The following is a 23,049-nucleotide window of genomic DNA, read 5'->3' on the forward strand; positions in this document are numbered from 1 at the left end:
GCAACGCCCGGCCAGTTGCCGAGGCGACAGCGCACTTTTTTTGCGGAGGCTTAACCCCGGTCGCCGAGGCCCGCCGTATGAGTGGAGGAACGATCCACTACCGAGGCTCCGATGAAAACAAGCTCTTCCTCTTTCTTCTTTTCTGCCGACCTGCGCGCCACCTTCGTCGCCGCGGCCTGGCTGATTTTTGCCGCCGGCGCTCAAGCGCAGACCTCCTCCGCCGCGGATCCATCGCGCATCACCCAGGTGAAGGTCTATCCAGGCAGTGCGACGGTGGAGCGCGTCGCGCGCGTAGCGGCTGGCAGCCGATCCGTCACTTTCGCCTGCCTTCCCGCGGGGCTGGATGTGCAGAGCCTTCAGGTTTCGGCCGGGGCATCGGTGCGCGTGGGCGAGACCTCGGTGCTCAGCGAACCGCGCGAGCTCTCGGCTCGCTGCGCCACCAGCGCGCTCGACGGCCGCATCCGCGAGCTCGAAGACCAGAAGGCCGCGCTCCAGGCCGAGAACGACGCGCTCGGCATGGTGACGGGTTATCTCAAGGGCCTTTCGGGCGGGGGTGGCGAATCGGCCCATGGCGCGCGCGCGCCGTTGGACGTACGCAACCTTGCCGCAATGACTGACGCGATGCGCCGCACCGGGCAAGAGTCGCTGCTGAAGCAGCACCAGATCCAGCGCAGGCAAACCGACCTCGACCGCCAGCTCAACCCGCTGCTGGCCGAGCGCACGCGCACGCAAGGGAATGGCGCGCAGGTGGTGGCCGTGACCGTCACCCTGGCCGCCAGCGCCGATGCCGACGTGAAGCTCAGCTACCAGGTCAACGGCCCCGGCTGGACCCCCACGTATCGCGCGCTGCTCGACACCGCCACGCGCAAGGTGCGCATTGAACGCCAGGCCCTGGTGGCGCAGGCCACGGGCGAAGACTGGCGCGGCGTGAAGCTGGTGCTTTCCACCGGCCAGCCGCGCCGCGAAACCACCGGCCGCACGCCCGGCGCATGGCGCATCGGCATCGAGCCGCCACAGCGTGCGCCGGCGAGCCCGGCCCCGGCCGCCATGATGGCGGCGCCGGCTCCCTTGGCATCGGCCGACAAGCGTGTGATGGCCGAGGCTTCGGAGCCGCTCTTCGACGTGAACGTGTTCGACAACAGCTTTGCCACCGAATTCGCGGTGCCGCAGAGCATCGACGTGCCTTCCAACGGTCAGCGCGTGACGCTGGCGCTGGGCCAGCACGAAGACACGGCAAAACTTGCCGCGCGCACCAGCCCCCGCGTGGACGCTAGCGCTTTCCTGATCGCCGAACTCGCCCAGCCGGCGGGCGTGTGGCCGGCCGGTGCGTTGCAGCTTTACCGCGACGGCAACTTCGTGGGCAGCGGCCGCTGGAACGCGGCCAGCGATGCAAAGCTCACGCTCTCCTTCGGCCGCGACGAGTTGGTGCGCGTACAAGCCGAGCCCGAGCAGGACAGCCAGGGCACGGGCGGGTTCGTCGGCTCCCGCGCCGAGCGCAAGGTACAGCGTGCCTACGTGGTCGAGAACCGCCACCGCACGCCCATCGCGGTGCAAGTGCTGGAGGCCGCGCCGGTGTCGGTCGACGAGCAGGTGCGCGTGGCCACGCAGTTCTCGCCGCAGCCTGGCGAACTGGCCTGGAACAAGCGGCCCGGCCTCGCGATGTGGAGCTTCGACCTGGACGCGGGCAAGACCGCGCGCGTGGCGGCCGACTACACCATCAGCTACCCGAAGGACGCTCGGCTGCAGATGCGCTGAGCGCGCGCAATTCAGCGCGGCTCGGGCATCTGGCCTTCGGCGGGCTCGGCGCCCGGCTTGCGCTTCTTTCCGCGAGCCGCCTTCTTGGCCGCGCGTTCCGCATCGATGCGCTGGCCCTCGGCCAGCCATTGCGTGAACTCTTCAGGCGTCTCGAGCGTGACGCGCCCGAGGTTGCCGGCGCGAAACTCGTGCATCACGATCTCGGCCGCCTTCTGCAGGTTGACGCGGCCCTTGCCCAGCAGCGCGCCGCGCTTGCGGCCAATGGCGTCGAGCACCTCTTCGTCCTTCATGGCGGCGATGGCGGCGGCGTCGTGCTCTGCCAGCTTGAAGCGCGCGGTGATTCCCTCCGCGTAGTTTGCCTTCAGGTAGTTGAGCAGCTCCAGCGCCACTTCTTCCTCGTCGAAGGCATTGCGCCCCACGGCGCCGCTGGCCGCAAGGTTGTAGCCGCTCTTGGGCACCACGATGCGTGGCCACAGCATGCCGGGCGTGTCCCACAGGTAAAAGTCATCGGCCAGCGTGATGCGCTGCTCCAGCTTGGTGATGCCGGCCTCGTCGCCGGTCTTGGCCTTGCGGCTGCCGGTCAGGGTGTTGATGAGGGTCGACTTGCCGACGTTCGGAATGCCGCAGATCAGAACGCGCATCGGTTTGGCCATGCCGCCGCGGTTGGGCGAGAGCTCGTGGCAAGCGCGCACGATGGCCTGCGCTGGCGTGGTCTGGCTTGCGTCGAGCGGTATGGCGCGCGTGGCCGGCAGCGCGTTGTAGTGCGCGAGCCAGAGTGCCGTGCGTGCGGGGTCGGCCAGGTCCTGCTTGTTGAGCACCTTCAGCGAGGGCCGCCCCGCGGTGAGCTCGGCCAGCATCGGGTTGGCGCTGGAGCCCGGCAGACGCGCGTCGAGCAGCTCGATGACCACGTCGATGTCCTTCACCCGTTCGGTGATGGCCTTCTGGGTCGTGTACATGTGCCCGGGGAACCACTGGATCGCCATCGATGGATGCTCTTTCTTTCGCTTTGTCTGGGAGGGGTTGGCACGAAGGCCGGGTGCGCATTGTCGGCCGTGAATGTGAACTGGATCACGTCGCTATGTTTTCCATAGCTCTGCATGCCCATTCTGCCTGCACCTGGGAGGCTTCCGGCCCCTAGAATCCGCGCGCTGCACCCGCAGCCATCGCCAAAAACTACTGAGGGAAATCCATGTTCAAGCGCCTTGCCGCTGCCGCACTGCTGGCAGCCACCGTCCTTCCTGCGACCGTCGTTCACGCGCAGCGCCCCTCGCCGCCCCAGGGCCCGATGATCAGCGGCTACCTGTGTTGCAACATGCGCACCTACGGCAGCTCAATCAGCGACATCAACTACGACGAGCAAGGCACGAGCATCGTGGCGGTGGGCACGCCGGCGCGCATCACGGCCTACGACTTCCGCTGGTTCGAGGCCGATCTTGCGGGCAAGCCCCAGCGCATCAAGAACGACTACAGCCGCAACATCACGCTCGCCGACTTCGCGAAGCGCTATGTGGTGGCCGAAGACCCGAAGCAGAAGATGGCGGCGTTCCCGCCCGTCGTCCGCGACGCCATCGTCGCCGGAAAGGTGGCTCCCGGCATGACGCGCGAACAGGTGCTGATGGCCATCGGCTACCCAGTGGCCGGCGAGAACCCCAGCCTGGACGCGCTCACGTGGCGCTACTGGCGCGACAGCTGGTCGGAGTACCAGGTCATCTTCGACGAGAAGGGTCTTGTCAAGACCGTCGCGGGCAACCCCGTGGCACTCAGCCGCGTGCTGGTGCCAACACCTTAGTTTGCCAAGAGGCGCGCGGGCGGCGTGACGCGCGCAATCCCCTAGAGGTTTTTGCAACGCGGGGGGCGGTTCCGCCGATATCGCCCCTATCATTTGACCGAGTGCGGCGCGTGGACGCGTCGGTCGAATCGAAACTTTTTGATGGAGTTACCGCGATGAAACCCGTCTCCGAACTGCTCAAGCGCCACGATTCCGCGGCTTGGCGCACCTCGCCGGACACCAGCGTGTTCGATGCGCTGGCCACACTGGCCCACTTCGAGGTGGGCGCGCTGATGGTGATGGACGGCGACCGGCTGGTGGGCTTTCTTTCCGAGCGCGACTACACCCGCAAGGTGGCGCTGCAGGGCAAGAACTCCAAGGAGATGAAGGTCTCCGAGATCATGACGCCCGACGTGATGACCGTAACTCCGCAGACCCACACGCGGGCTTGCATGTCGCTCATGAGCCAACGCAAGTTTCGCCACTTGCCCGTGGTCGACGGCGACAAGGTGGTGGGCATGATCTCCATCCAGGACCTGATGGACGACATCATCAGCGAGCACGAGCAGACGATCGACCAGCTCACCAGTTACATCCGGAGCTGAAAAAAGTGCCCCGTCCCGGACCATGCCGGTCCGGGGGTGGGGAACACGCCTACGCGCACGGTCACCGTTTCGGGCGCACAGTAGGGGCTCGTTCATCCATCAGCAGGGACATGGCATGCAGATTCAGGTCAACACGAGCAACGGCATCAACAACAAGGACGCCCTGGAGCGCTGGGCCGACACCGAGATCAAGCAGCAACTGGGCCGTTTCGTCGAGGACGTGACACGCGTCGAGGTGCATCTGAGCGACGAGAACCACGACAAGGCCGGCGGCGGCGACAAGTGCTGCGTGATGGAAGCCCGCCTTGCCCACCACCAACCGCTTGCGGTTACGCAACACGCCGCCAGCCTCGACGAGGCCTTCCGTGGCGCGGCGGACAAACTCAAGCGCCTGCTGGACAACACGCTGGGCCGTCTCAGCAACCACCGCGACCGCGAATCGATCCGCAGGGACGCTGGCTTTATCGCCGAGTAGCCAGAAAATCCAGCAGCAGGCGGCTCACTTCGGCGGGCTGCTCCTGCTGGACCCAGTGCCCCGCCCCCTCGACCCAGTGCACGCCGCGCAGCTGCGTGCAGGCCGTCGCTTGCATGGCTTCGAAGTCGCCCGGCTTCTGGAACACGCCCCAGTCGCTGCGGCCCGCGATAAAGCACACGGGCACGTCGATCGTGCGTCCCGACCAAGCCTGCATTTCCCGAAGGTAGCCCCCGCCGGTTCCGCAGCGATACCACTGCAATCCGCCCTGGAAGCCAGTGCGCGCGTATTCGGCGGTGTACACGGCCAGGTCTTCTTCGGGCAGCCATCGGCAGGCGGCGATCTGTTCGGCCGAGGGCATTTCTGCAGCCACGGTCTCGGCCATGGTCTGGTCGGCCCGCATCACGTAGTAGGTGGGCAGGCGAGCCAGTTCGTCCGCGCTCATTGCGGCCAGCGCGAAGGGCTGGTTCTGCGGCCAGTCGGCACTCTTGTGGTGGTAATAGCCGCGCAGGAAGGCATGCAGCCCTTGCGGTGCCTGCCGCATGTCGGCATCGGCCTCGGGCCCCGAGTAGTACCACTGGTAGTGTTTGCGCGGCGGATGCAGTGCGGCCAGGCCATCGAGCAGGTGCAGGGTGGCCTGCGCGAACATGGCTGTCGCCGCAGCGTTCGGCGGGCCGGGAAACGGCGCGCTCATCAATACAACCGAGCGGAACACGTCCGGACGAGTCAACGCGCACCAGGCCGCCACCGGCGAGCCGAAGTCGTGACCCACCACGGCCGCCGTCTGGTGGCCCAGCGCGGACACGAGCCCCGCCGCATCCCGTACCAGATTGAGCAGGCGAAATTCGTCCAGCCCGGCTTCGTAGCCCTGCTGCCAGCCCGTGGTGCGGCCATAGCCGCGCTGATCGGGTGCGACCACGTGAAAGCCCGCCTCGGCCAGCGGCAACATCACCTTGCGCCAGCTATAGGCCAGCTCCGGAAAGCCGTGCAGCAACAGCACGCAAGGGCGCCCCGGGGCGTCGAAGCCGGCTTCGAGCACCTGCATGGACAGGCCGTTGCCGTTGTCGACCTGGCGCGAGCGGATGCCCGCGGGCAGCGGGATGGGGGCGAGTTCGGCGATGGTCATGGTCATGGGGATTTCCGTGGTTTTGACGGTTTCGGCGCGAGCGCCCGGACGCGGGGTGTTTCGGCCGGAATCAGCGGCGGCCGGTGGCCGGTCTGCATCCATTCGTCATAGAAGTCGATCTTTCGGTCGACCAGCGACAAGGCACGCTTCCATTCGCCGAGGGTGTCGAGCACGCGCGCGCGATGCGCCGCGAGCATTGCGCGCCGCTCGGGCAGCGTGGCCTTGCCCTGCAGCGCGAGCGCGGTGTATTCGCGCATCTCGGCAATCGACATGCCGGTCAGGCGCAGCCGCTCCATCAGGCCGAGCCAGCCGACGTGCATCTCGCCATAGAGACGCCGGCCACCCTGGTCGCGCGAGACGCCGGGCACCAGGCCCTGCGCCTCGTACCAGCGAATGGCGTGCACCGTGCGTCCGGTGCGGCTCGCGAGTTCGCCGATGTGAAAAGGCGCGCCGCCGTCAACCGGCATCGGCGATGGCGGACGGCGCCTGGAGCGCCTCCTGAACCAGTGCGGTGTCAAAGTACTCGGTCAGTTCTTTCACCTTGCCTCCTTCGATTCGATAGATGTAGCAATAGCGGTTGTTGTAGCGCTTGCCGGCCTTGGTGGGTACGTCCCCGCTGAACAGCACCACCACCCGGTCGTCCTCGGCAATGATGCGCTCCGTCTTGCTCACGTAGGGGCCCGCGAACTGCGCGAACAGCGGCTTGAGCAGCTCTTCGCGAATGGCGGCCTTGCCCGCGTAGGTGCGCGACCACGGCGTGGTGCCTTCCAGCGTCCAGCGGGCGTCGTCGGCCAGGCTGTCGATGAAGACCTGGCCGTTCCCCTTGTCCAGCTCGGCATGGATGCGCTGCACCAGCGCCTTGTTGTCTGTCGTCGTCGCGTTCATGGCTGCTTGTCCTCGTGGAATGAAATAACCGGAAGCCCCGGTCGATTCATTGGAAATGCTCGAGTGCACTCCAGGTCAAGCGCCACGGACAGGATCAGTGCGTCAACCCTTTTTCGCGTTTGCCACCATGGCCTTGCCGACCTCGTTGCTGCCCTGGGCGGTACCGCTCTGCGGCACGATCTCGCCCTCGCGCGAGGTCACCTCGGCGAGCCGCGCCGCCAGCTGCTCCGGCGTGTCCGGACCGATGCCGAGCCAGGCGCCCTGCGTCAGGGTGATGTGCGCGGCCTCGAAGGTGCCGGCTCCCGCGCAGAGGATGGTGCGGTTCGGCGCGTCCGTGGAAGCCAGCACCAGCATGGCGGGCACCACGGCTTCCGGCTTGAGCGCATCGAGAACCTCCGGCGGCATCAGGCCTTCGGTCATGCGGGTGGCGGCCGTCGGGGCCAGGCAATTGACGCGGATGTCATTCTTGGCGCCTTCGATGCTCAGCGTTTGCATCAGCCCCACCAGTGCGAGCTTGGCGGCGCCGTAGTTGCTCTGGCCGAAGTTGCCATACAGGCCCGACGACGAGGTCGTCATGACGATACGGCCGTATTTCTGCTCGTTCATGAGGGCCCAGACGGCCTTGGTGCAGTTCACGGCGCCCATCAGGTGCACGTCGATCACCAGCTTGAAATCGGACAGCTCCATCTTGGCGAAGCTCTTGTCGCGCAGGATGCCGGCGTTGTTCACCAGGATGTCGACCCGGCCCCAGGCATCGACCGCCTGCTGCACCATGGCCTCCACCGCGTCGAAGTCGGTTACCGATGCGCCGTTGGCCATGGCCTCCCCGCCCGCGGCCTTGATCTCGTCGACCACGGCCTGTGCCGCGCTCACCGAGGCGCCGGAGCCGTCGCCGGTGCCGCCCAGGTCATTCACCACCACCTTGGCGCCGCGCGCCGCGAGGGCCAGCGCATGCTGGCGGCCCAGGCCGCCGCCCGCGCCGGTAACGATGGCCACTCGGCCCTTGAAATCGATGGTGCTGTTGCTCATGTGTCGCTTTCGCTGCCTTGCTGGGGAATGGGAATGTGCGGGCCATGGCGGCCGCGAGGCGTTTTACCTCAGAAAGCGCGCGGGCCCGGCGGGCCGGCCGCCAGCTCAGTCGCGCGCGTGACGCAGGGTTTCGCAATAAGCGACCAGCTGGTCGAGTTCGGCCGACTTGTCGAAGAAGGCATCGGCGCCCAGCTGTTCGGAGCGTTGGCGCATGTCGGCCGTGGCGTAGTTGCTCAGCACTACCACCTTCTGCTTGGCCTTGCGGTTGCGGCAGGCCTTGATCACGCCAAGGCCGTTGCCGCGCTCCAGGAACAGGTCGACGATGGTCAGGTCCCAGTCGTCGCGATGCTGGCGCAGCCAGCGCACCGCCTCTTCCTCGCTGCTGGCGCATGCCACCACGTCCGCGTTGGCCACGTCGTGAAGAAACCCGACGAGGTTTTCACGGATCAGGGCACTGTCCTCGACGAGATAGGCCTTGAAAGTCATACCAAAACTTCCGGCCCACCCACGGACCGGGTCAAAAAACTTGAGCTTGCGGGGTGCATGGCCTCCATCGTCGCCGGTGCCGCGGCGCCCGCAGTGGGTCATGCCGGCCAATGCCTGTAGGCCATCGGCCCCCGCCGCTGTCGTCAGGCGGGCTGCGTGCCGGTGAGACGCGTAGGACAGCCGAGCGTCAGGCCGCGACGGCCATCCGACCGCGGCCGAGCCCCAGTCGCGCCGGCGACACGTACTGCTCGCGGTAGATCTCGAAGGGCATGGTGTCGGCGGCCTCGATGCGCTTCTGCTCCTGGATCGACTCCTCGGTCATGCGCTCGAACTCGGCTTGCTGCTCGGCCGAGAACGGCAGCGCCAGCAGCGTGGCGCGGGTCTGCTCGGACTGCGCGCGCACGAAGCCGATGAACGAGTTGCCGTGCCTCTCGTCGACAGCAGCCAGAACGCGCGCCGAAGGCAGGCTGTCCGGGTTCTGCAGGGCGGAAAGCGCCGCACGCACTGCGTCGGCATGCTGCGTGCCACCGTTCGCGGCATCGAGCGCGGCCGCAATGGGCAGGCATTGCTCGACCAGTTCCACGCCCCAGCCGGTCAACGGCACTTCGCGGCCTCCGCGCAGCAGCTGCAGGCCCGGCTCGCGCCCGCGTGCGGCCGTGAGGTGCTGGTTGTGGGCCAGTTCGGCAATTTCCTGCGGCGTGTCGGCTGGGCTGTCGCTCAGAAGGCACTGCAGCAGGAACACATCGAGGAAGCGCATCGTCTGGGCGTTGATGCCTACCGGTTCGAAGGGGTCCAGATCCATCAGACGCACCTCGACGTACTCGACACCGCGCTCGCGCAGCGCATGCAGCGGACGCTCGCCGGGGTTGATCACGCGCTTGGGCCGGATGGTGCCGTAGAACTCGTTCTCGATCTGCAGCAGGCTGGTGCCCAGCTGGTTGTAGTCGCCGCCGAGGTTCTGGATGCCGATGGCCTCGTAGGCAGGCCAAGGCCGCGTGAGTGCGTCCTGCAGCGAGGCGGCGTAGCCTTCGAGGCTGTTGTAGCTCACGGCCAGCGAGGCCTGCGCATCGCTCTGGTAGCCGAGGCGGCCCATGCGCAGCGAGGTGCCGTGCGGCATGAACATGCTGCCTTCGCCCAGCGGCTGCAGCTCGTGCGGGCGGCCCGCGACAAAGCTCGAACACAGCGCCGGCGATGCGCCGAACAGGTACAGCAGCAGGAAGGCGTGGCGGCGGAAATTGCGGATGAGCGCGAAATACTGTTCGCTCGACACGCCGGGCAGCGACCAGTTGTAGTGAATGCCCGAGATGGTCTGCATGCGCCGGCCGTAGCGGTGGCTCAGGCCCATGCGGTACACGCTCTTGGCGCGCCCGACGTTCGACGAGCCGTAGCGCCCGATCGGAATGGTTTCGTCGGTCGGCAGGCCGCAGGGCATGCTCGAAACCCAGAGCCGTTCGTCGCCGAGGGAATCGAGCACGTGGTAGGTGAACTGGTGCACCCGGGTCAGTTCCTCGAGTGCTGATTCGACGCCCGCATGCACGCCCGTGATGAGCTCGAGCTGCGACTCGCTGAAATCGGTGGTGATGTGCGGGTGGGTCAGCGCCGAGCCCAAGGCGATCGGGTGCGGCGTGAGCGCAAGCTTGCCATCCGGGAGAGCGCGCAGGCTTTCCTTCTCGATGCCGCGCCGCATTCCCTTCAACCGCGCGGTTGAGAGTGAACCCAACCTCTCCTGCAATCTGCTGCTCATATTGTTATGACCCGTCGTTCTCTGAGGGGCTGGAAGGTAGCACGGCGGCGCGGGCATTGCTGGTGCAGGGAATCCCGGCTTCCGCTATGCTGCGAGGCGCTACGGTATTGATAGCAAACTCCATCGGATTCGCCTGCAAATTTCATCCAAAGCTGAAAGGATCAGCCGCGTCCCGCCGCCAGGTCGATCTCTTCCGACTGGTAGACCGACATCTGCGGCATGCCATCGGCCATGCCGGCCAATGCCTTGGCAAACGCGCGCGAAGCCTCGACGCGAAAATGCGCCTTCAGCGCCGCCATGTCGCTCCAGCGCTCGACGAAGCTGAGCCGAAGCGGCTGCTGAATGTCGGCGCTGACCTCGTGCGAGATGCAGCCGGGTTCGGTGCGCGAACGCAGCACATGCTCGACGCTGATGGCCAGCATCGCTTGCAGGGTCTCGGGTTTCGCCATGGCGTGTCCGATGACGAGGATCATCTTGCTTTCTCCTTCTTTTTCGCGAATGCGGGAAGGCGCCGAACGCGTCAGGAAGCCAGCACGCGCAGAAGAAACCGGTTGAGGTCGGCGATCTCCTCCATGCAGACCGAATGCGCCATCGTGTACTCGTGCCACTCGACGGGATGGCCGAGCGCGACGAGCGCGTCGCGCGACTGGAGCGCCCGTTGGAGCGGCACCACCGGGTCTTGCCGGCCGTGAGCCAGGAAGACCGGCGTCTCGTGGTTGGCCGCATGCCGCTCGGCCGCGGTGGTGGCCGCAATGGGCAGGTAGCCCGACAGGCCGACGATGCCGGCCAGCCGCTCGGTATGGCGCAACCCAGTCATCAACGCCATGGCACAGCCTTGCGAAAAACCCGCCACCACGATGCGGCCGGCCGCGATGCCGCGGGCCTTCTCGCTGGCGATGAGCGTCTCGATGGTGGCCTGCGAACGGCGCAGTCCCGCCTCGTCCTCGCGCGCGGCCAGGTCGGCCACGGCAATGTCGTACCACGCCGGCATCTGGTAGCCGCCGTTGATGGTGACCGGGATAACCGGGGCGTTGGGGAACACGAAGCGAACCGGGCCCACGCTCGACAGGTCGAGTTCGTTGGCAATCGGCACGAAGTCGTTTCCGTCGGCACCCAGGCCGTGCATCACGATCACCGTGGCGGTGGGATGGGGAGCGGTTTCGATTTCGATCGGGGAGCGGGACATGGTCGGTAGAAGGTATTCAGAGACGCGAAAAACCAGACCTTAGCGCATTCGGGCCGGCCGGGGCGCGGTCTCGCGGAATGCAACACAATGGCGGTTCCGCGAAGAACCCATGAGCCTGCATCCGAAGCCCCCTCTCGCCGTTACGGCGCTCGACAGTGAAACCCTGCTGCGCAGCAGCGGCTTGCGCGTGACGCGCGCCGCACAAACGGTGTTGGAACTGCTCGCGCGCGCCTCGCAGCCGCTCACGCATGACGACGTGGTTGCCGCCTACACAGCCGCCGCCGGCGAGGCGCCTGACCGCGTGACCATCTACCGCGTGCTCGATCGCCTGGTCGAAGCGGGCCTGTGCGACCGCCGCGTGGGCGCGGACCGCGTCAATCGCTTCTCGCGCCATGTGGAAGCCGCGTCGGGCAACATCTTCGAATGCGACCAGTGCCACAAGGTGCTGGCGCTGCCCTCCGATCCCGAACTGCCCAAGGTGATGAGCCGGCTGGGGCGGGAGCTGCGCAAGCAAGGCATCGACACCCGCCATACCGCGCTCACGCTGCACGGCACCTGCGGGGAGTGCAGGGGCTGAAGCCCGGGGCTATACGTTCCAGGACGGAAAAGGATCGGGGAAGTTGGTCCACCACGGTGCGCCGTGGCGCATTTCGCTTTCAGTCAGCAGGCAGGCATCGAGCCGCGCACGCAAGCCGGCTTCGTCCATGCGGATGCCAATCAGCACGAGCTCCTGCCGTGCGTCCCCGGTGGCCGGGTCCCAGTTCTTGCGAATGGCCTCCAGTGCTTCCTCGTCGGAAGGCCAGTGCTCGCGTGGAACCGCGGCCCACCACAAACCCGCCACGCCAAAGCGGCAGGCACCACCGGCCTGCGACCATGAGCCTGCCCGCGTGGCGCGGCTCGCGAGCCAGAAGAATCCCTTGGAGCGCACCACGCCATCCCACTCGCTCTGCACCAAGTCCCAGAAGCGCTGGGGATGGAATGGCAGCCGTGCGCGGTAGACGAAGCTGCGGATGCCGTAGGTGTCGCTCTCGGGCGCATGCTCGCCGCGCAGTTCGGCCAGCCATCCGGGTGCGCGTTCGGCCTGCTCGAAATCGAACAGGCCTGTGTCGAGCACGCGGTCGAGCGCGACGCGACCGAACTCCGAAGTCTCGATGCGCGCACGCGGGTTGAGGCTGCGCAGAATCGCCATCAGCCGCTCGCGCTCCTCGGCCGTGACAAGGTCGGCCTTGTTGACCACCAGCACGTCGCAGAACTCGACCTGCTCGATCAGCAGGTCGACCACCGTGCGGGTGTCTTCGTCGCCGAGCGACTGGCCGCGCTGGCCCAGGCTGTCGGGCGAGCCGTAGTCGCGCAGGAAGTTGAAGGCATCGACCACGGTCACCATGGTGTCCAGGCGGGCCACGTCGGCAAGGCTTTTGCCGTCCTCGCCCGCGAAAGTGAAGGTCTCGGCCACCGGCAGCGGCTCCGAAATGCCGGTCGATTCGATCACGAGCTGGTCGAAGCGCCCTTCCTTCGCGAGCCTGCCAACTTCTATGAGGAGGTCTTCGCGCAGCGTGCAGCAGATGCAGCCATTGCTCATCTCGACCAGCTTCTCGTCGGTGCGCGAGAGTTCGGCGCCACCGTCCCGCACCAGGGCCGCGTCGATGTTGACCTCGCTCATGTCGTTGACGATGACCGCCACGCGGCGCCCCTCGCGGTTGTGCAGGATGTGGTTGAGCAGGGTGGTCTTGCCGGCGCCGAGAAAGCCGGACAGCACGGTGACGGGAAGGCGGTCGGTCATGGGTATGGCTATATATGCAACAGAATTGCATTATAGGAACCAATGCAACCATGTTGCGTTTGTTGGGGACCAGCCTTTCCACTGCCGTGCCGGCCGGCATAGACTCTTGCGCGCGATGCAACACCCTACCCTGCCCGTTCTTTACAGCTTTCGCCGCTGCCCCTACGCAATGCGCGCGCGCCTGGCAGTGGCCGCAAGCGGCGAGCGCTGCGAGCTGCGCGAAGTGGTGCTGAAGAACAAGCCGGCCGAGATGCTCGCGGCTTCGCCCAAGGGCACCGTGCCCGTGCTGGTGCTGGCCAATGCCACCGTGCTGGAACAGAGTCTCGACATCATGCTGTGGGCACTGCGCCGCAACGATCCGTTGCGCTGGCTGGAGCCCGACGCTGGAACGCTCGAAGACATGCTCGCGCTCGTGGCTGAGTGCGACGACCACTTCAAGCCGCAGCTCGACCGCTACAAATACCCGGCTCGATTCGAGGGCTCGTCCGCCGATGCGCGCGAGACGGGCGGCCGGTTCCTGTTGCAGTTGGAGGCGAGGCTCGCCGGCTCCGGGCAGCTTTTCGGCGCGCGGGCCTCGCTGGCGGATGCGGCCGTCATGCCGTTCGTGCGGCAGTTCGCAATGGTCGATCCCGCATGGTTCGAAAGTCAGCCTTGGCCATTGCTGCACGTCTGGCTCACGGGCTGGACCGCTTCACCGCTGTTCGAGCGTGCGATGCGGAAGTACGCGCCGTGGACGCCGGGCGAAATCGGCGTCGTCTATCCGCCGGCCTGATCAGCCGAAGTTCGGCGCGCGCCGCTCGCGCAGCGAGGCGACGCCTTCGCGCACGTCGGGACCTGCAAAGCCCATGAATTCGAGCGCCAGAGAGGCATCAAAGGTCGGCCCGGCTTGGCGCAGCCAGTTGTTGAGCGCGTACTTGGTGAAGCGGATCGCGCTCTGGCTGCCGGCCGCGAGCCGGTCGGCCACTTCGTAGGCGCGCGGCAGCAGGTCGGCCTCGTCCACCGCGAGCGAGACCAGACCGATGCGCTCGGCCTCTTCGCCGCTCACCGGTTCGCACAGCAGCAGGTGGTACTTGGCCTTGGCCATGCCGCACAAGAGCGGCCAGACAATGGCTGCATGGTCGCCCGCGGCTACGCCCAGGCGGGTGTGGCCGTCGACGATCTTCGCGCCCTTGCTGGCAACGGAGATGTCCGCCAGCAGCCCTGCCACCAGTCCCGCGCCCACGGCCGGACCATGCATGGCGCTCACGATGGGCTTGTCGCAATTGATGAGGTTGTAGACGAGGTCGCGCGCTTCTTTCCACACGCGCTGGCGCACTGCGTCGTCGGTGGTCATGTCCTGCACCATGCCCAGGTCGCCGCCGCCCGAAAAGCCCAGCCCTTCGCCCCTCAGCACAGCGCAGCGCACCGTGTCGTCGGCCGACACGTCGCGCCAGATCTCGGCCAGTTCGCGATGGCCGTCATGGCCCGCCGTGGGCAGCTTGCCGTTGGTCGCGCGCATCTGGATGTCGAGCACCGCATCGCCGATGCCGCGGCGGGTGATGGCAAGGGTCTGGTAGCGGGTGTAGTCCATGGCGTGTCTCCACCCCGCAGCACGTGCGAGGATTTCTTTTTTGCGTCGAAAGACGGGCCGCCTATTTTCGCGCTGCAACCTCGCGGCAGCGCTGCACATTCGCCTCGAAGCGCGATGCCAGCCCCGGCTCGCACCCGTCGCTCGAGGGATTCAGCCTGCACATGCCGACCACCACGTAGTCCATCACAGCCTCGGTACACATCGGGTACTTCGCCAGATCGGGATTGGCCTGCGCCTTGAAGCCCCAGCGCTCTGAAAACTGCACCGTGCGTGCCATCGCGCCGTGGAAGAAGCTGCGATCCCTGGCGGCAATGGCCGCCTCCATGCGAGGCAGTTCCTCGTTCAGGTAGCCGACGGAATCCAGCGGAAAGTCCGAGGGCGCCTGCTGGGCACTGGCGAAAGATGCGGCCAGCATGAGCAGCGGCACGGCGACGCAGGTGCGCAGCCGCAATGACTGAGCGACGAAAGGGTTGGTCGGGCGTTGTGGTTGCATGGCTCTGGATTTTGCAACGTCTGGAAGCATCTTTTCGTGGCGAGCGCCACGTCTACTTGGCTTTTTTCTGCCGGTCGAACTTGCGCCAATACTGAAATTCGTCTTCATGCACTTCGAGATCGACTTCCGAAATGCGCGACTGCAGGCGCTCCTGCACATCTGCCACGGCCTTGTTGTAGACGATCGGGCCGACCTCTTCAAGAAAGAAGCCGAGCAGCGCACCGGCCGCGATGTTGCCGATCTTCTCTTCCATGTTCTCATTGAAGTAGCGCTCGATCGACGCGATGGCCTGCTGGCGTGCTTCCTTGGGTATTTCGATTGTCATGCGGAGTGCTCTTCGATTGCTTGAAATGGGTCCGATCCATTGTGCCGCTACCATCCGCTGCGGCCGCGCGCGGCCCGCAGCACAAAGACCTACAACACGGAGACCGCTTCATGAAATTCCCTCCGGCCGCAATGGCCGCCCTGGCCCTGGCCGCTCTTGCCGGCTGCACCAACCTGACACCCACCGTACCGCAGCGCCAGCTGATGCTGGTGGCGAACGACGAAAAGCAGTCGTGGAGCGATGCCGGTGCCGTGATCCTCGGTCCGATGGGCCGCGACACGGTGCAGGTACTCGACATCGGCACCGACCCGCTCGCACCCAAGCTCGTCGGCACGCTGCAACTCGACAACACCATTGCCGGCCCGCCCGTCAACCTTGCGATCACGCCGGGCGAAACGCTGGCGCTAGTGGCCAACTCGCTCAACGTGGTGGAAGAAAATGGCGTGCGCAAGCAAGTGCCCGACAACCGCCTCTTCGTGATCGACCTGACCACCACGCCGCCCAAGCTGATCGATACGCTCACCGTGGGCAAGCAGCCGTCGGGCCTGTCGATCAACCGCGCGGGCGATCTTGCGCTGGTGGCCAATCGCGCCGACAACTCGGTCAGCGTGCTGCGCATCGCGGGCAAGAAGGTGACACTGATCGACACCATCGCCATGAACGATTCGGTGGCGCATGTGCGCTTCACGCCCGACGGCAAGCGCGCGCTGGCGGCCAAGTTTCCGACCCACAAGATCGCACTGCTCGAGGTGAACGGCGAGAAGGTCAGCTACAACAAGGTCGATCTCGCGGCCGGCCTCTGGCCCTACAACGTCGACGTGACGCCGGACGGCAAGCTTGCGCTCACGGCCGACAACGGCAACTCGGGCGCCTCGGACGGGCAGATCGACACGGTGAGCGTGATCGATCTGGAAGCCACGCCACCGCGCGTGGTCGACAAGGTGGTGGTGGGCGACGGCCCCGAAGGCTTGGCCGTGAGCCCGACTGGCCGGCATGCAGTGGCCGTGCTCCTGCGCGGCAGCAACGCGGCGAAGAACGCCTACTTCTACAACCGCAACGGCTCGGTGGTGCTGCTGAAGATCGACGGCAAGAAGGTGACGCGCGCCAACGAGGTGGTGGTGCGCGGCTTGCCCGAAGGGGCCGTGTGGAGCGCGGACGGCAAGTATCTGTACGTGGGCAACTTCATCGACCAGGACATCACGATCCTGCGCGTGGACGGCGACACGCTGGTGCCTACGGGCAAGTCGTTTCCGCTGCAGGGGCATCCGGCCGCGATGCGCGGGACAATGTCGCACTGACCGAATGAACGCTCAACGCAACCCGACCTGAACGCAACGCCATGGCGCAACCCAAACGACAACTCCGCACGCTGGAACGCGGCATCCTCTGCCTGGCGATCGGCGCGGCCGTTCTGTTGGGGCCGCGCTTCCTGCAAGGCACGCGCTGGTTCGATATGGTGGCCGGCGCCTACGTGGTCGGCTGGTTCGCGCTGGCGTTGGGGGTGGCGCTGGTGGCGGTCGGCCTCTTTAAACGCGGCGAATAGCGAGCGCAGGAGCAGCCCAAGGCCCGCAAGGGTTCAGGCCTTCTTTCCGCGGAGCTTGCCAACGAGTTCTACGCCCGCCAGCACGATGGCGCCCGCCACGACGCCGATGCCGGCGTTGACCCCCATCGACCCGAGCGCACCGAACACGCCGCCCGTGGCCTTGGCCCAGTCTTCGACCGCATGGCCGAACGCGGGCACGCCGTGCACCAGGATGCCGCCGCCGACCAGGAACATGGCCGCGGTGCCCGCAACCGATAGGCCCTTCATGAGCCACGGCGCCGCCACGAGAATGCCGCGTCCCACAGCCTGCGCGGCCTTGTTGGCTTGCCGGCTCAGGTAAAGGCCCGCGTCGTCGAGCTTCACGATGCCGGCCACCAAGCCGTAGACGCCCACGGTCATGATGAGCGCAATGCCCGCAAGCACCGTGAACTGCGTGGTGAATGACTGGCCTTGCACGGTGCCCAGCGTGATGGCGATGATTTCGGCCGAGAGGATGAAGTCGGTGCGCACCGCGCCCTTGATCTTGTCCTTCTCGACCGCGACCACGTCGACGGTTTCGTCGGCCACAGCGCGCTCATGGCGCGCGGTGTCGGCCTCGTGCTCCTTCTTGTGCAGGAACTTGTGCGCCAGTTTCTCGAAGCCTTCAAAGCAGAGAAAGGCACCGCCGATCATGAGCAGCGGGGTGACCAGCCAAGGCAGCCAGGTGCCGATGGCCAGAGCCGCCGGAACCAGGATCAACTTGTTGATGAACGAGCCCTTGCACACCGCCCAGACCACGGGGAGTTCGCGGTCGGCCTTGACGCCCGAGACCTGCTGCGCATTGAGCGCAAGGTCGTCGCCGAGTACGCCGGCCGTTTTTTTGGCGGCGACCTTGGTGAGGACCGAGACGTCGTCCAGTACGGTTGCAATGTCGTCGAGCAGCAGAAGCAGGCTGGTGGCCATGGCAAAAATCGTTGTGGGAAAAAAGAACCGGCGAGCTTAGCCGCAAGCGCGGCCCGCCCCGGCAATACCCGTACGGGACGGCCGCGGCGAACGCGTCAGCCGCGTCAAACGACGCTGCGCTTGAGGCGGATCTCTTCGACCCGCACGGTGCCAAGCGCTGTGGTCTTGGCGGTCTTCATCTCGCGCTTGAAGCCGGCGAGCTCGTGGAAGCGCATGGCGCGGTCGTTGCGAATGGGCACCCACACGGTCACCGTGGTGCAGCCCTCTTCCTCGAGGCCTTCGCGCGCGGCGTCCCAGAGGGCGACGCCGATGCCCTTGCCCCAGTGCTCGGGCTTGACGTAGATGGCCCAGATCTCGCCCGTGGTGGAAGGCGTCTTGGGGTCGCGCGAGCGGTCGAAACCGACGAAGCCGACGATTTCGCCGTCGAGCACGGCCACCTGCACCTGCGGCTCGCTGAACTCGATGGCTTCGCGCCACTTGGCTTCGCGCGAGGCCGGAGCCAGCAAGCGCAGCTCTTCTTCGGGCAGGATGCCTTCGTAGGCAGCCTTGGCGGCCAGGGCGTGGACTTCGGCGACGGCCTTGGCGTCGCGCATGGTGGCGGGGCGAACTTCGTAATCTGACATGGTTGCGGAAAATCAAATGGAACCGCGTATTGTCGCCGCACCGCTAAACTGCCCGCTACTTACGTCGCATACGCAGCATCAAAAGGAGTCGATATGGCCAAAGGTCAACAGCGCGCAAACAAGGAAGCCAAGAAACCGAAGAAGGACACTTCGCCGCCCAAGCCGGTAGGCACCGGTGGCATCGAGCCTGTCCGCACGATCACCACGGCGGTGATTCCGCGCGGCAAGCTCAAGAACAAGTGACCGAAGAGGCACCAGCGGGGCCTGTGCCGCCACCGGCGCCCGCCAAGCCTGCCCAGCCCCGCAACCCGCTGCACGGGCTCACGCTGGAGGCCATCGTCACGGCGCTGGCCGACTACTACGGCTGGGAGCAGCTCGGCGAGCTGGTTCCCATCCGCTGCTTCGCGATCGACCCGAGCGTGGGCTCCAGCCTCAAGTTCCTGCGCAAGACACCCTGGGCGCGCGAGAAGGTCGAGAGCCTCTATCTCTTCATGCTGCGCGAACAGCGCCGCGAACAGCAACAGCAGCAACCTCCAGAGCGATGAGGGTTCGACTCGAGCCGTCGGGCTTGGCTTTCGAAGCCGAGACTGGCACCACGCTTTTGAAATCGGCCGAGGCGGCCGGCATCGAGATGCCGAGCTCCTGCCGCAACGGCACCTGCCGCACCTGCATCTGCCAGCTGATGTCGGGCGCCATCCGCCACGTCATTGAATGGCCCGGCCTGAGCGCCGACGAAAAAGCCGAGGGCTGGATCCTCCCCTGCGTGGCGGAGGCCGAGGGCGACCTCACGATCGATGCGCCCAAGGCGTTTTCAGTCTTTTAAAAAAACTTCGCCCTACTTGATGGCCGCCGCGGGCGTCGCGGCCACCAGCCGGTCGCGCTGCGCCAGCGAGGGGAAAAGCTTGAACCAGCCCAGCGCCACCATCATGGTGCCCACGCCGCCCACCACCACCGAGCCCACCGGCCCCAAGAGCGCCGCGGTGGCGCCCGATTCGAACTCGCCCAACTGGTTGCTGGCGCCGATGAAGATCGAATTGACCGCACTCACGCGGCCGCGCATGGCGTCGGGGGTTTCGAGCTGGACCAGGGTCTGGCGGATCACCACGTTGACCATGTCGGCGCCGCCCGACACCATCAGCGCAATCAGCGAGACGATGAAGCTGCGCGAGATTCCGAACACCACCATGCACAGCCCGAAAAGCCCCACGGCCATCAGCAGCGTGCGGCCGATGTTGCGCTCGATGGGTCGGCGCGTGAGTGCGATCGACATCACCAGCGCCCCCACCGCGGGTGCCCCGCGCAGCAGGCCGAGCCCCCAGGGCCCCGTGTGCAGGATGTCCTTGGCGTAGATCGGCAGCAGCGCCACCGCGCCGCCCAGCAGCACCGCGAAAAGATCGAGCGAGACGGCGCCGAGCACGGGCTTGCGCCTCCAGATGAAGTCGACGCCGGCAAACACAGTGGCCAGCGTGACCGGCTCGCGCGCGGCGGGCGCATGGGCATAGCGCAGCCGCAATACGAGCACGCAGGCCACCGCAAAGCACAGGACGCTGGCGCCGTACACCACCTGCATGCCAGCCACGAAAAGCAGCCCGCCGAGGGCCGGCCCGCCGATGATCGCACCCTGCATGCCCGCAGAGCTGAAAGCCATCGCGCGCGGCAGCATGATGGGCGGCACCAGGAGCGGCGTCAGCGCCTGCTGCGCCGGCATCTGGAAGGCCCGCACCGCGCCCAGCACCAGCGAGAGGCCCAGCAGCAGGCCGCGCGTATCGAAGCGCTGCAACACCGCGAGAAAAAGCACCAGCGCCACCAGCCCCTGCACCGCAAAGCAGGCCGCCACGATGCGGCCCCGGTGATGGCGGTCGACCACGTGGCCGGCCAGGAGCGCGAGCAACAGCGCGGGAACGAACTGGTAGAGGCCCACGAGCCCGAGGTCCCAGGCGCTGCTGGTGAGTTCGTACATGTGCCAGCCGATCGCCACCATGAGCATCTGCGAAGCCGCGGTGCCAAAGAGGCGCGCCACCCACATCCGCATGAACGGGCGTTCGCGCGTGAGGTCGGAAAAGCTCGGTGGCGGGGAGGCGGAAGCGGGGGCGGAGGCAGGGCCGGACATTCGTTCGAGGATAGCCGAGGCCCCATGAGCCGCGCATGAGCGTGGGCTCTCTACACTCTCGGCACCCATGCCGGACACCGCCCTCATCGATCCCATCGACCTGGTCTACCAGGACGCTCACTTGCTCGTGCTGAACAAGCCCGCCGGCCTGCTCTGCGTGCCCGGACGCGGCGAAGACAAGCAAGACTGCCTGAGCGCGCGCGCCATGCGGCTCTGGCCCGACGCGCTGATCGTTCATCGGCTCGACATGGCCACGAGCGGTCTCGTGCTGATGGCGCGTGGCGCGGCCATGCAGCGTGCCCTCGGCGATGCCTTTGCCGAACGCCGGGTGCACAAGCGATACCAAGCCATCGTCGATGGCGTGCTGCCGGTGAAAGATGAGTGGTCGGTGATCGATGCACCGCTGATGGCCGACTGGCCGCGGCGCCCACTGCAAAAGGTCGATGCGGCGGGCAAGCCCAGCATCACGCGCTGGCGGGCATTGCAATCATCGCCACCAAACGAATCCGCCGCGGCCACGCACGTGCTGCTGGAGCCGCTCACGGGACGATCGCATCAGCTGCGCGTGCATCTGCTCTCGATCGGCCATCCGATTCTGGGTGATGCGCTCTACGGCGGTGAAGAGATTCAGGCGCGTGCGCCGCGCTTGCTGCTGCATGCAAGCGAACTGGGTTTCGTGCATCCGGCGACGCAGCAGACCCTTCGATTCGAAAGCCCTCCGGACTTCTCGCTGCTCAGCCGCCCTTGACCACCAGCACTGGCATGGGCGCGTCCTGCAACACGCGCTGCGTGACGCTGCCGAGCAGAAGCTTCTCGATGCCGCTGCGGCCGTGCGACCCCATGACGATCAGGTCGGCCGCGATGGCAATGGCGGTGTCGACGATGCCTTCGTGTACCACGTGACCGTCGATCACGCGCTGGTCGCTGTGCAGGCCTTCGGCGGCAAGTGCCGCAACACCGCGCGCCAAGGCCGCATTCGCGCTTGCGGTGGCCGCCGCCAGGTACTCGTTCTGGCCCAGTGCGTAGTCCGCCCCCACCCCAATGAAGGGATAGTTGTCGATCACGTGAATCAGCGTGATCCGGCTCCCGAACGCCAGCGCCAAGCCGCTCGCCTTGCTGACCGCGAGCATGGAAGTTTCGGAGCCGTCGATCGGAACCAGGATGTGATTGAACATGGCGGACCTCACTTTATCGTTCGCGGACAGTCGCGGCTCGCAACCGAACCGTCCCTCGAATTTACCCCCTGCGCGGAGGCGTGACTGTAGGACTCAAGCCAGCGGGCTCAATCCCCCTGGAAACCCTGAGCGCGGCAAGTGACGACAAGGGTATCGCGCCAGCCGGCGATACCCTCTTCGAGCGGCTGGATGGGCGTGGACTCGTGGATCACACGCGCATCGTCGAGCAGCAGCAGCGTCCACGGCTCGGTCATGGTGAAGCGCTCGCCGCGTCGGCCGTTGGCCTCGAACACGCGCGTCTCGCCGCCCTTGACGCCGCTGCGTCCGACCAAAGCCACCGCCACCAGGTCGACGCCGTCGCGGTGCGCGCCTTCGGGCGTGGGCCGGCCGATGCCGCCCGCCGTGTCGATGCGGAACTGGTGCGCTTCGACGAACCATGGCTGCGCCTTGGTGCCGCGCATGCCGCTGGCCGCTTCGCCCAGGCGTTGCAGCAGGCGCTGCCATACTGGCTGCGCCACGGTGGCCTCGTGCATGGGCGCAAACCAGCGCTGCATGCCGCCATGCAGCGCGTTGTATTCGACCGGCTGCCAGTGCGCACGATGCGGCACTTGCGCGATCGACTCGCCCTCGACCGTGAAACACGCGTGGCGCCTCGTGCGGTAGCGGCCACCGTCCTTCAGGTGTTCATCGGGTGGAAGATCGTTCCAATCGGCATGCAGCGCCTCGAGCTGCGCGAGCGGCACGCCGAGCCACTCGCTCGCGCCTTGCGGGCTCAGTACCGCATAGCCTTGTTCGCGCAGAGCGGCCGGCAGTTCGCCCGGCTCGATGAACGGCGGTGCGAACGCGGCCGTGGTCACGACGCGCTGACTTTCACGTCTTTCCAGAACGCCACGCGGTCGCGGATTTCCTCGGCTTCGGGCTTTGGATCGGCGTAGTACCAGGCGGCGTCGGTGTGGAGTTCGCCGTTGACCAGCAGCGAGTAGTAGCTGGCTGTGCCCTTCCAGTGGCAGGTGGTCTTGTGGTTGCTGAAGGTGACGTGGTCGCGATTGAGCGCGCTCATCGGGAAATAGTGGTTGCCTTCGACGAGCACGGTGTCGTCGCTTTCGGCGATGGTGACGCCGTTCCAGGTTGCTTTCATGTCTTGCTCTCCACGGGGAAGGGATATTGTGCCCTCTGCCTTTGGCGTGGGTTTTGGTCCGGGTATATGTGGGCTTGGTTGTTTTCCCGAGGCCGGGTGTCGCCCCGGCGGGCGACTCACTTTCTTTGCTTCGCCAAAGAAAGTAAGCAAAGAAAGGCGACCCCTACTGTCTGCGTCCCTTCGCTGCGCTACGGGAAACCTGCGGTGCTCGACTCCGGCGGGGGTCCGCAGAACTCGCTTCGCTCAAACAGCTGCGGCCCTGATCCCGCCTCCATCTGCGCTCCTCGGCGCATA

The 23,049-nt window shown here is 66.4% G+C and carries 31 protein-coding genes; 12 read left to right on the forward strand and 19 right to left on the reverse strand.

Going from position 1 to position 23,049, the window contains the following annotated elements:
- Positions 1–111 precede the first annotated feature (111 nt).
- The gene (locus ASC78_RS08085; RefSeq protein WP_055799016.1) at positions 112–1,755 is read left to right on the forward strand and encodes a DUF4139 domain-containing protein; all 1,644 of its coding nucleotides are present in this window, start codon (positions 112–114) and stop codon (positions 1,753–1,755) included.
- Positions 1,756–1,766: 11 nt separating this feature from the next.
- On the opposite strand, the gene ylqF is transcribed toward ASC78_RS08085, so the two are convergent.
- A complete protein-coding gene (gene ylqF, locus ASC78_RS08090) occupies positions 1,767–2,738 on the reverse strand; it encodes a ribosome biogenesis GTPase YlqF (RefSeq protein ID WP_055799020.1) in 972 nt (323 codons plus the stop codon).
- A 206-nt stretch (positions 2,739–2,944) separates the two neighbouring features.
- Here ylqF and ASC78_RS08095 point away from each other — a divergent pair, with 206 nt between their 5' ends.
- The 3 genes from ASC78_RS08095 to ASC78_RS08105 all read left to right on the forward strand — a co-directional run bounded on the left by ASC78_RS08095 (position 2,945) and on the right by ASC78_RS08105 (position 4,603).
- Positions 2,945–3,544 carry a cell envelope protein SmpA gene (locus tag ASC78_RS08095; RefSeq protein WP_055799021.1) on the forward strand — a complete coding sequence of 200 codons (600 nt, stop codon included), beginning with the start codon at positions 2,945–2,947 and terminating at the stop codon, positions 3,542–3,544.
- 155 nt (positions 3,545–3,699) lie between these two features.
- Positions 3,700–4,128 carry a CBS domain-containing protein gene (locus tag ASC78_RS08100; RefSeq protein ID WP_055799024.1) on the forward strand — a complete coding sequence of 143 codons (429 nt, stop codon included), beginning with the start codon at positions 3,700–3,702 and terminating at the stop codon, positions 4,126–4,128.
- A 115-nt stretch (positions 4,129–4,243) separates the two neighbouring features.
- Positions 4,244–4,603: an HPF/RaiA family ribosome-associated protein gene (locus ASC78_RS08105; protein ID WP_055799027.1), complete on the forward strand. Its 360-nt coding sequence runs from the start codon at positions 4,244–4,246 to the stop codon at positions 4,601–4,603.
- Here ASC78_RS08105 and ASC78_RS08110 read toward each other — a convergent pair.
- The 8 genes from ASC78_RS08110 to ASC78_RS08145 form a co-directional block, all read right to left on the reverse strand.
- Positions 4,590–5,726 carry an alpha/beta hydrolase gene (locus ASC78_RS08110; protein ID WP_157634415.1) on the reverse strand — a complete coding sequence of 379 codons (1,137 nt, stop codon included), beginning with the start codon at positions 5,724–5,726 and terminating at the stop codon, positions 4,590–4,592. The genes ASC78_RS08105 and ASC78_RS08110 overlap by 14 nt on opposite strands.
- Positions 5,727–5,728: 2 nt before the next feature.
- A complete protein-coding gene (locus ASC78_RS08115) occupies positions 5,729–6,193 on the reverse strand; it encodes a MerR family transcriptional regulator (protein WP_055799032.1) in 465 nt (154 codons plus the stop codon).
- Positions 6,183–6,611, reverse strand: coding sequence for a nuclear transport factor 2 family protein (locus ASC78_RS08120; RefSeq protein WP_055799035.1), 429 nt, complete (start codon positions 6,609–6,611; stop codon positions 6,183–6,185). The genes ASC78_RS08115 and ASC78_RS08120 overlap by 11 nt, the downstream gene beginning before the upstream one ends.
- 102 nt (positions 6,612–6,713) lie before the next feature.
- Positions 6,714–7,640: an SDR family oxidoreductase gene (locus ASC78_RS08125; protein WP_055799040.1), complete on the reverse strand. Its 927-nt coding sequence runs from the start codon at positions 7,638–7,640 to the stop codon at positions 6,714–6,716.
- Positions 7,641–7,745: 105 nt separating this feature from the next.
- Positions 7,746–8,126, reverse strand: coding sequence for a response regulator transcription factor (locus ASC78_RS08130; RefSeq protein WP_055799043.1), 381 nt, complete (start codon positions 8,124–8,126; stop codon positions 7,746–7,748).
- 187 nt (positions 8,127–8,313) lie between these two features.
- The gene (gene gshA / locus ASC78_RS08135) at positions 8,314–9,870 is read right to left on the reverse strand and encodes a glutamate--cysteine ligase (protein WP_055799045.1); all 1,557 of its coding nucleotides are present in this window, start codon (positions 9,868–9,870) and stop codon (positions 8,314–8,316) included.
- Between the two features lie 161 nt (positions 9,871–10,031).
- On the reverse strand, positions 10,032–10,343 hold the full coding sequence (locus ASC78_RS08140; protein ID WP_055799048.1) for a putative quinol monooxygenase: 312 nt from the start codon (positions 10,341–10,343) through the stop codon (positions 10,032–10,034).
- A 47-nt stretch (positions 10,344–10,390) separates the two neighbouring features.
- Positions 10,391–11,056 carry an alpha/beta hydrolase gene (locus tag ASC78_RS08145; RefSeq protein WP_055799051.1) on the reverse strand — a complete coding sequence of 222 codons (666 nt, stop codon included), beginning with the start codon at positions 11,054–11,056 and terminating at the stop codon, positions 10,391–10,393.
- 109 nt (positions 11,057–11,165) lie between these two features.
- On the opposite strand from ASC78_RS08145, the gene ASC78_RS08150 reads away from it, so the two are divergent.
- Complete coding sequence (locus ASC78_RS08150) at positions 11,166–11,633, forward strand: Fur family transcriptional regulator (RefSeq protein ID WP_055799054.1); 468 nt, start codon at positions 11,166–11,168, stop codon at positions 11,631–11,633.
- Between the two features lie 9 nt (positions 11,634–11,642).
- Here the strand turns inward: ASC78_RS08150 and zigA are convergent, their stop codons facing one another.
- A complete protein-coding gene (gene zigA / locus ASC78_RS08155; protein ID WP_055799057.1) occupies positions 11,643–12,836 on the reverse strand; it encodes a zinc metallochaperone GTPase ZigA in 1,194 nt (397 codons plus the stop codon).
- 115 nt (positions 12,837–12,951) lie between these two features.
- On the opposite strand from zigA, the gene ASC78_RS08160 reads away from it, so the two are divergent.
- Positions 12,952–13,608 (forward strand): glutathione S-transferase, encoded by a 657-nt coding sequence (locus ASC78_RS08160; RefSeq protein WP_055799127.1) that lies wholly within the window; start codon positions 12,952–12,954, stop codon positions 13,606–13,608.
- Here ASC78_RS08160 and ASC78_RS08165 read toward each other — a convergent pair whose 3' ends face one another.
- The 3 genes from ASC78_RS08165 to ASC78_RS08175 form a co-directional block, all read right to left on the reverse strand.
- The gene (locus tag ASC78_RS08165) at positions 13,609–14,406 is read right to left on the reverse strand and encodes an enoyl-CoA hydratase/isomerase family protein (protein ID WP_055799060.1); all 798 of its coding nucleotides are present in this window, start codon (positions 14,404–14,406) and stop codon (positions 13,609–13,611) included. It lies immediately after the preceding gene.
- A gap of 61 nt (positions 14,407–14,467) precedes the next feature.
- Positions 14,468–14,899, reverse strand: coding sequence for a hypothetical protein (locus ASC78_RS08170; protein WP_055799063.1), 432 nt, complete (start codon positions 14,897–14,899; stop codon positions 14,468–14,470).
- A 52-nt stretch (positions 14,900–14,951) separates the two neighbouring features.
- A complete protein-coding gene (locus ASC78_RS08175) occupies positions 14,952–15,224 on the reverse strand; it encodes a DUF2164 domain-containing protein (protein ID WP_055799067.1) in 273 nt (90 codons plus the stop codon).
- A 110-nt stretch (positions 15,225–15,334) separates the two neighbouring features.
- Here ASC78_RS08175 and ASC78_RS08180 point away from each other — a divergent pair, with 110 nt between their 5' ends.
- A complete protein-coding gene (locus ASC78_RS08180) occupies positions 15,335–16,522 on the forward strand; it encodes a lactonase family protein (RefSeq protein ID WP_055799070.1) in 1,188 nt (395 codons plus the stop codon).
- Positions 16,523–16,563: 41 nt separating this feature from the next.
- On the forward strand, positions 16,564–16,767 hold the full coding sequence (locus ASC78_RS08185) for a hypothetical protein (protein WP_055799073.1): 204 nt from the start codon (positions 16,564–16,566) through the stop codon (positions 16,765–16,767).
- A gap of 33 nt (positions 16,768–16,800) precedes the next feature.
- Here the strand turns inward: ASC78_RS08185 and ASC78_RS08190 are convergent, their stop codons facing one another.
- Both ASC78_RS08190 and ASC78_RS08195 read right to left on the reverse strand, forming a co-directional pair.
- Complete coding sequence (locus ASC78_RS08190; RefSeq protein ID WP_055799075.1) at positions 16,801–17,709, reverse strand: DUF808 domain-containing protein; 909 nt, start codon at positions 17,707–17,709, stop codon at positions 16,801–16,803.
- A gap of 104 nt (positions 17,710–17,813) precedes the next feature.
- Entirely contained in the window at positions 17,814–18,332 is a 519-nt protein-coding gene (locus tag ASC78_RS08195) for a GNAT family N-acetyltransferase (RefSeq protein ID WP_055799078.1), read from the reverse strand.
- Positions 18,333–18,425: 93 nt separating this feature from the next.
- On the opposite strand from ASC78_RS08195, the gene ASC78_RS27690 reads away from it, so the two are divergent.
- From ASC78_RS27690 to ASC78_RS08205, 3 genes are read left to right on the forward strand one after another with little or no spacing between them, the layout of a single operon-like run.
- Entirely contained in the window at positions 18,426–18,575 is a 150-nt protein-coding gene (locus ASC78_RS27690; RefSeq protein WP_015866429.1) for a hypothetical protein, read from the forward strand.
- Positions 18,572–18,877 (forward strand): VF530 family DNA-binding protein, encoded by a 306-nt coding sequence (locus ASC78_RS08200; RefSeq protein WP_055799081.1) that lies wholly within the window; start codon positions 18,572–18,574, stop codon positions 18,875–18,877. Before ASC78_RS27690 ends, ASC78_RS08200 begins: the two co-directional genes overlap by 4 nt.
- A complete protein-coding gene (locus ASC78_RS08205; protein WP_055799084.1) occupies positions 18,874–19,155 on the forward strand; it encodes a 2Fe-2S iron-sulfur cluster-binding protein in 282 nt (93 codons plus the stop codon). The genes ASC78_RS08200 and ASC78_RS08205 overlap by 4 nt, the downstream gene beginning before the upstream one ends.
- Positions 19,156–19,167: 12 nt before the next feature.
- On the opposite strand, the gene ASC78_RS08210 is transcribed toward ASC78_RS08205, so the two are convergent.
- Positions 19,168–20,364, reverse strand: a complete 1,197-nt coding sequence (locus ASC78_RS08210) for an MFS transporter (protein WP_055799086.1) — start codon at positions 20,362–20,364, stop codon at positions 19,168–19,170.
- Between the two features lie 145 nt (positions 20,365–20,509).
- Here ASC78_RS08210 and ASC78_RS08215 point away from each other — a divergent pair, with 145 nt between their 5' ends.
- A complete protein-coding gene (locus ASC78_RS08215) occupies positions 20,510–21,190 on the forward strand; it encodes an RluA family pseudouridine synthase (protein WP_055799089.1) in 681 nt (226 codons plus the stop codon).
- Here the strand turns inward: ASC78_RS08215 and ASC78_RS08220 are convergent.
- The 3 genes from ASC78_RS08220 to ASC78_RS08230 form a co-directional block, all read right to left on the reverse strand.
- Positions 21,177–21,617, reverse strand: a complete 441-nt coding sequence (locus tag ASC78_RS08220; RefSeq protein ID WP_055799091.1) for a universal stress protein — start codon at positions 21,615–21,617, stop codon at positions 21,177–21,179. The two genes, ASC78_RS08215 and ASC78_RS08220, sit on opposite strands and share 14 nt — an antisense overlap.
- A 107-nt stretch (positions 21,618–21,724) precedes the next feature.
- Positions 21,725–22,474: a 2OG-Fe dioxygenase family protein gene (locus ASC78_RS08225; protein ID WP_055799094.1), complete on the reverse strand. Its 750-nt coding sequence runs from the start codon at positions 22,472–22,474 to the stop codon at positions 21,725–21,727.
- Entirely contained in the window at positions 22,471–22,755 is a 285-nt protein-coding gene (locus ASC78_RS08230) for a DUF427 domain-containing protein (protein ID WP_055799097.1), read from the reverse strand. The genes ASC78_RS08225 and ASC78_RS08230 overlap by 4 nt, the downstream gene beginning before the upstream one ends.
- Between the last annotated feature and the right edge of the window lie 294 nt (positions 22,756–23,049).

Source organism: Variovorax sp. Root318D1, from assembly GCF_001424835.1.
In the GTDB taxonomy this organism is placed as follows: Bacteria; Pseudomonadota; Gammaproteobacteria; order Burkholderiales; family Burkholderiaceae_C; genus Variovorax.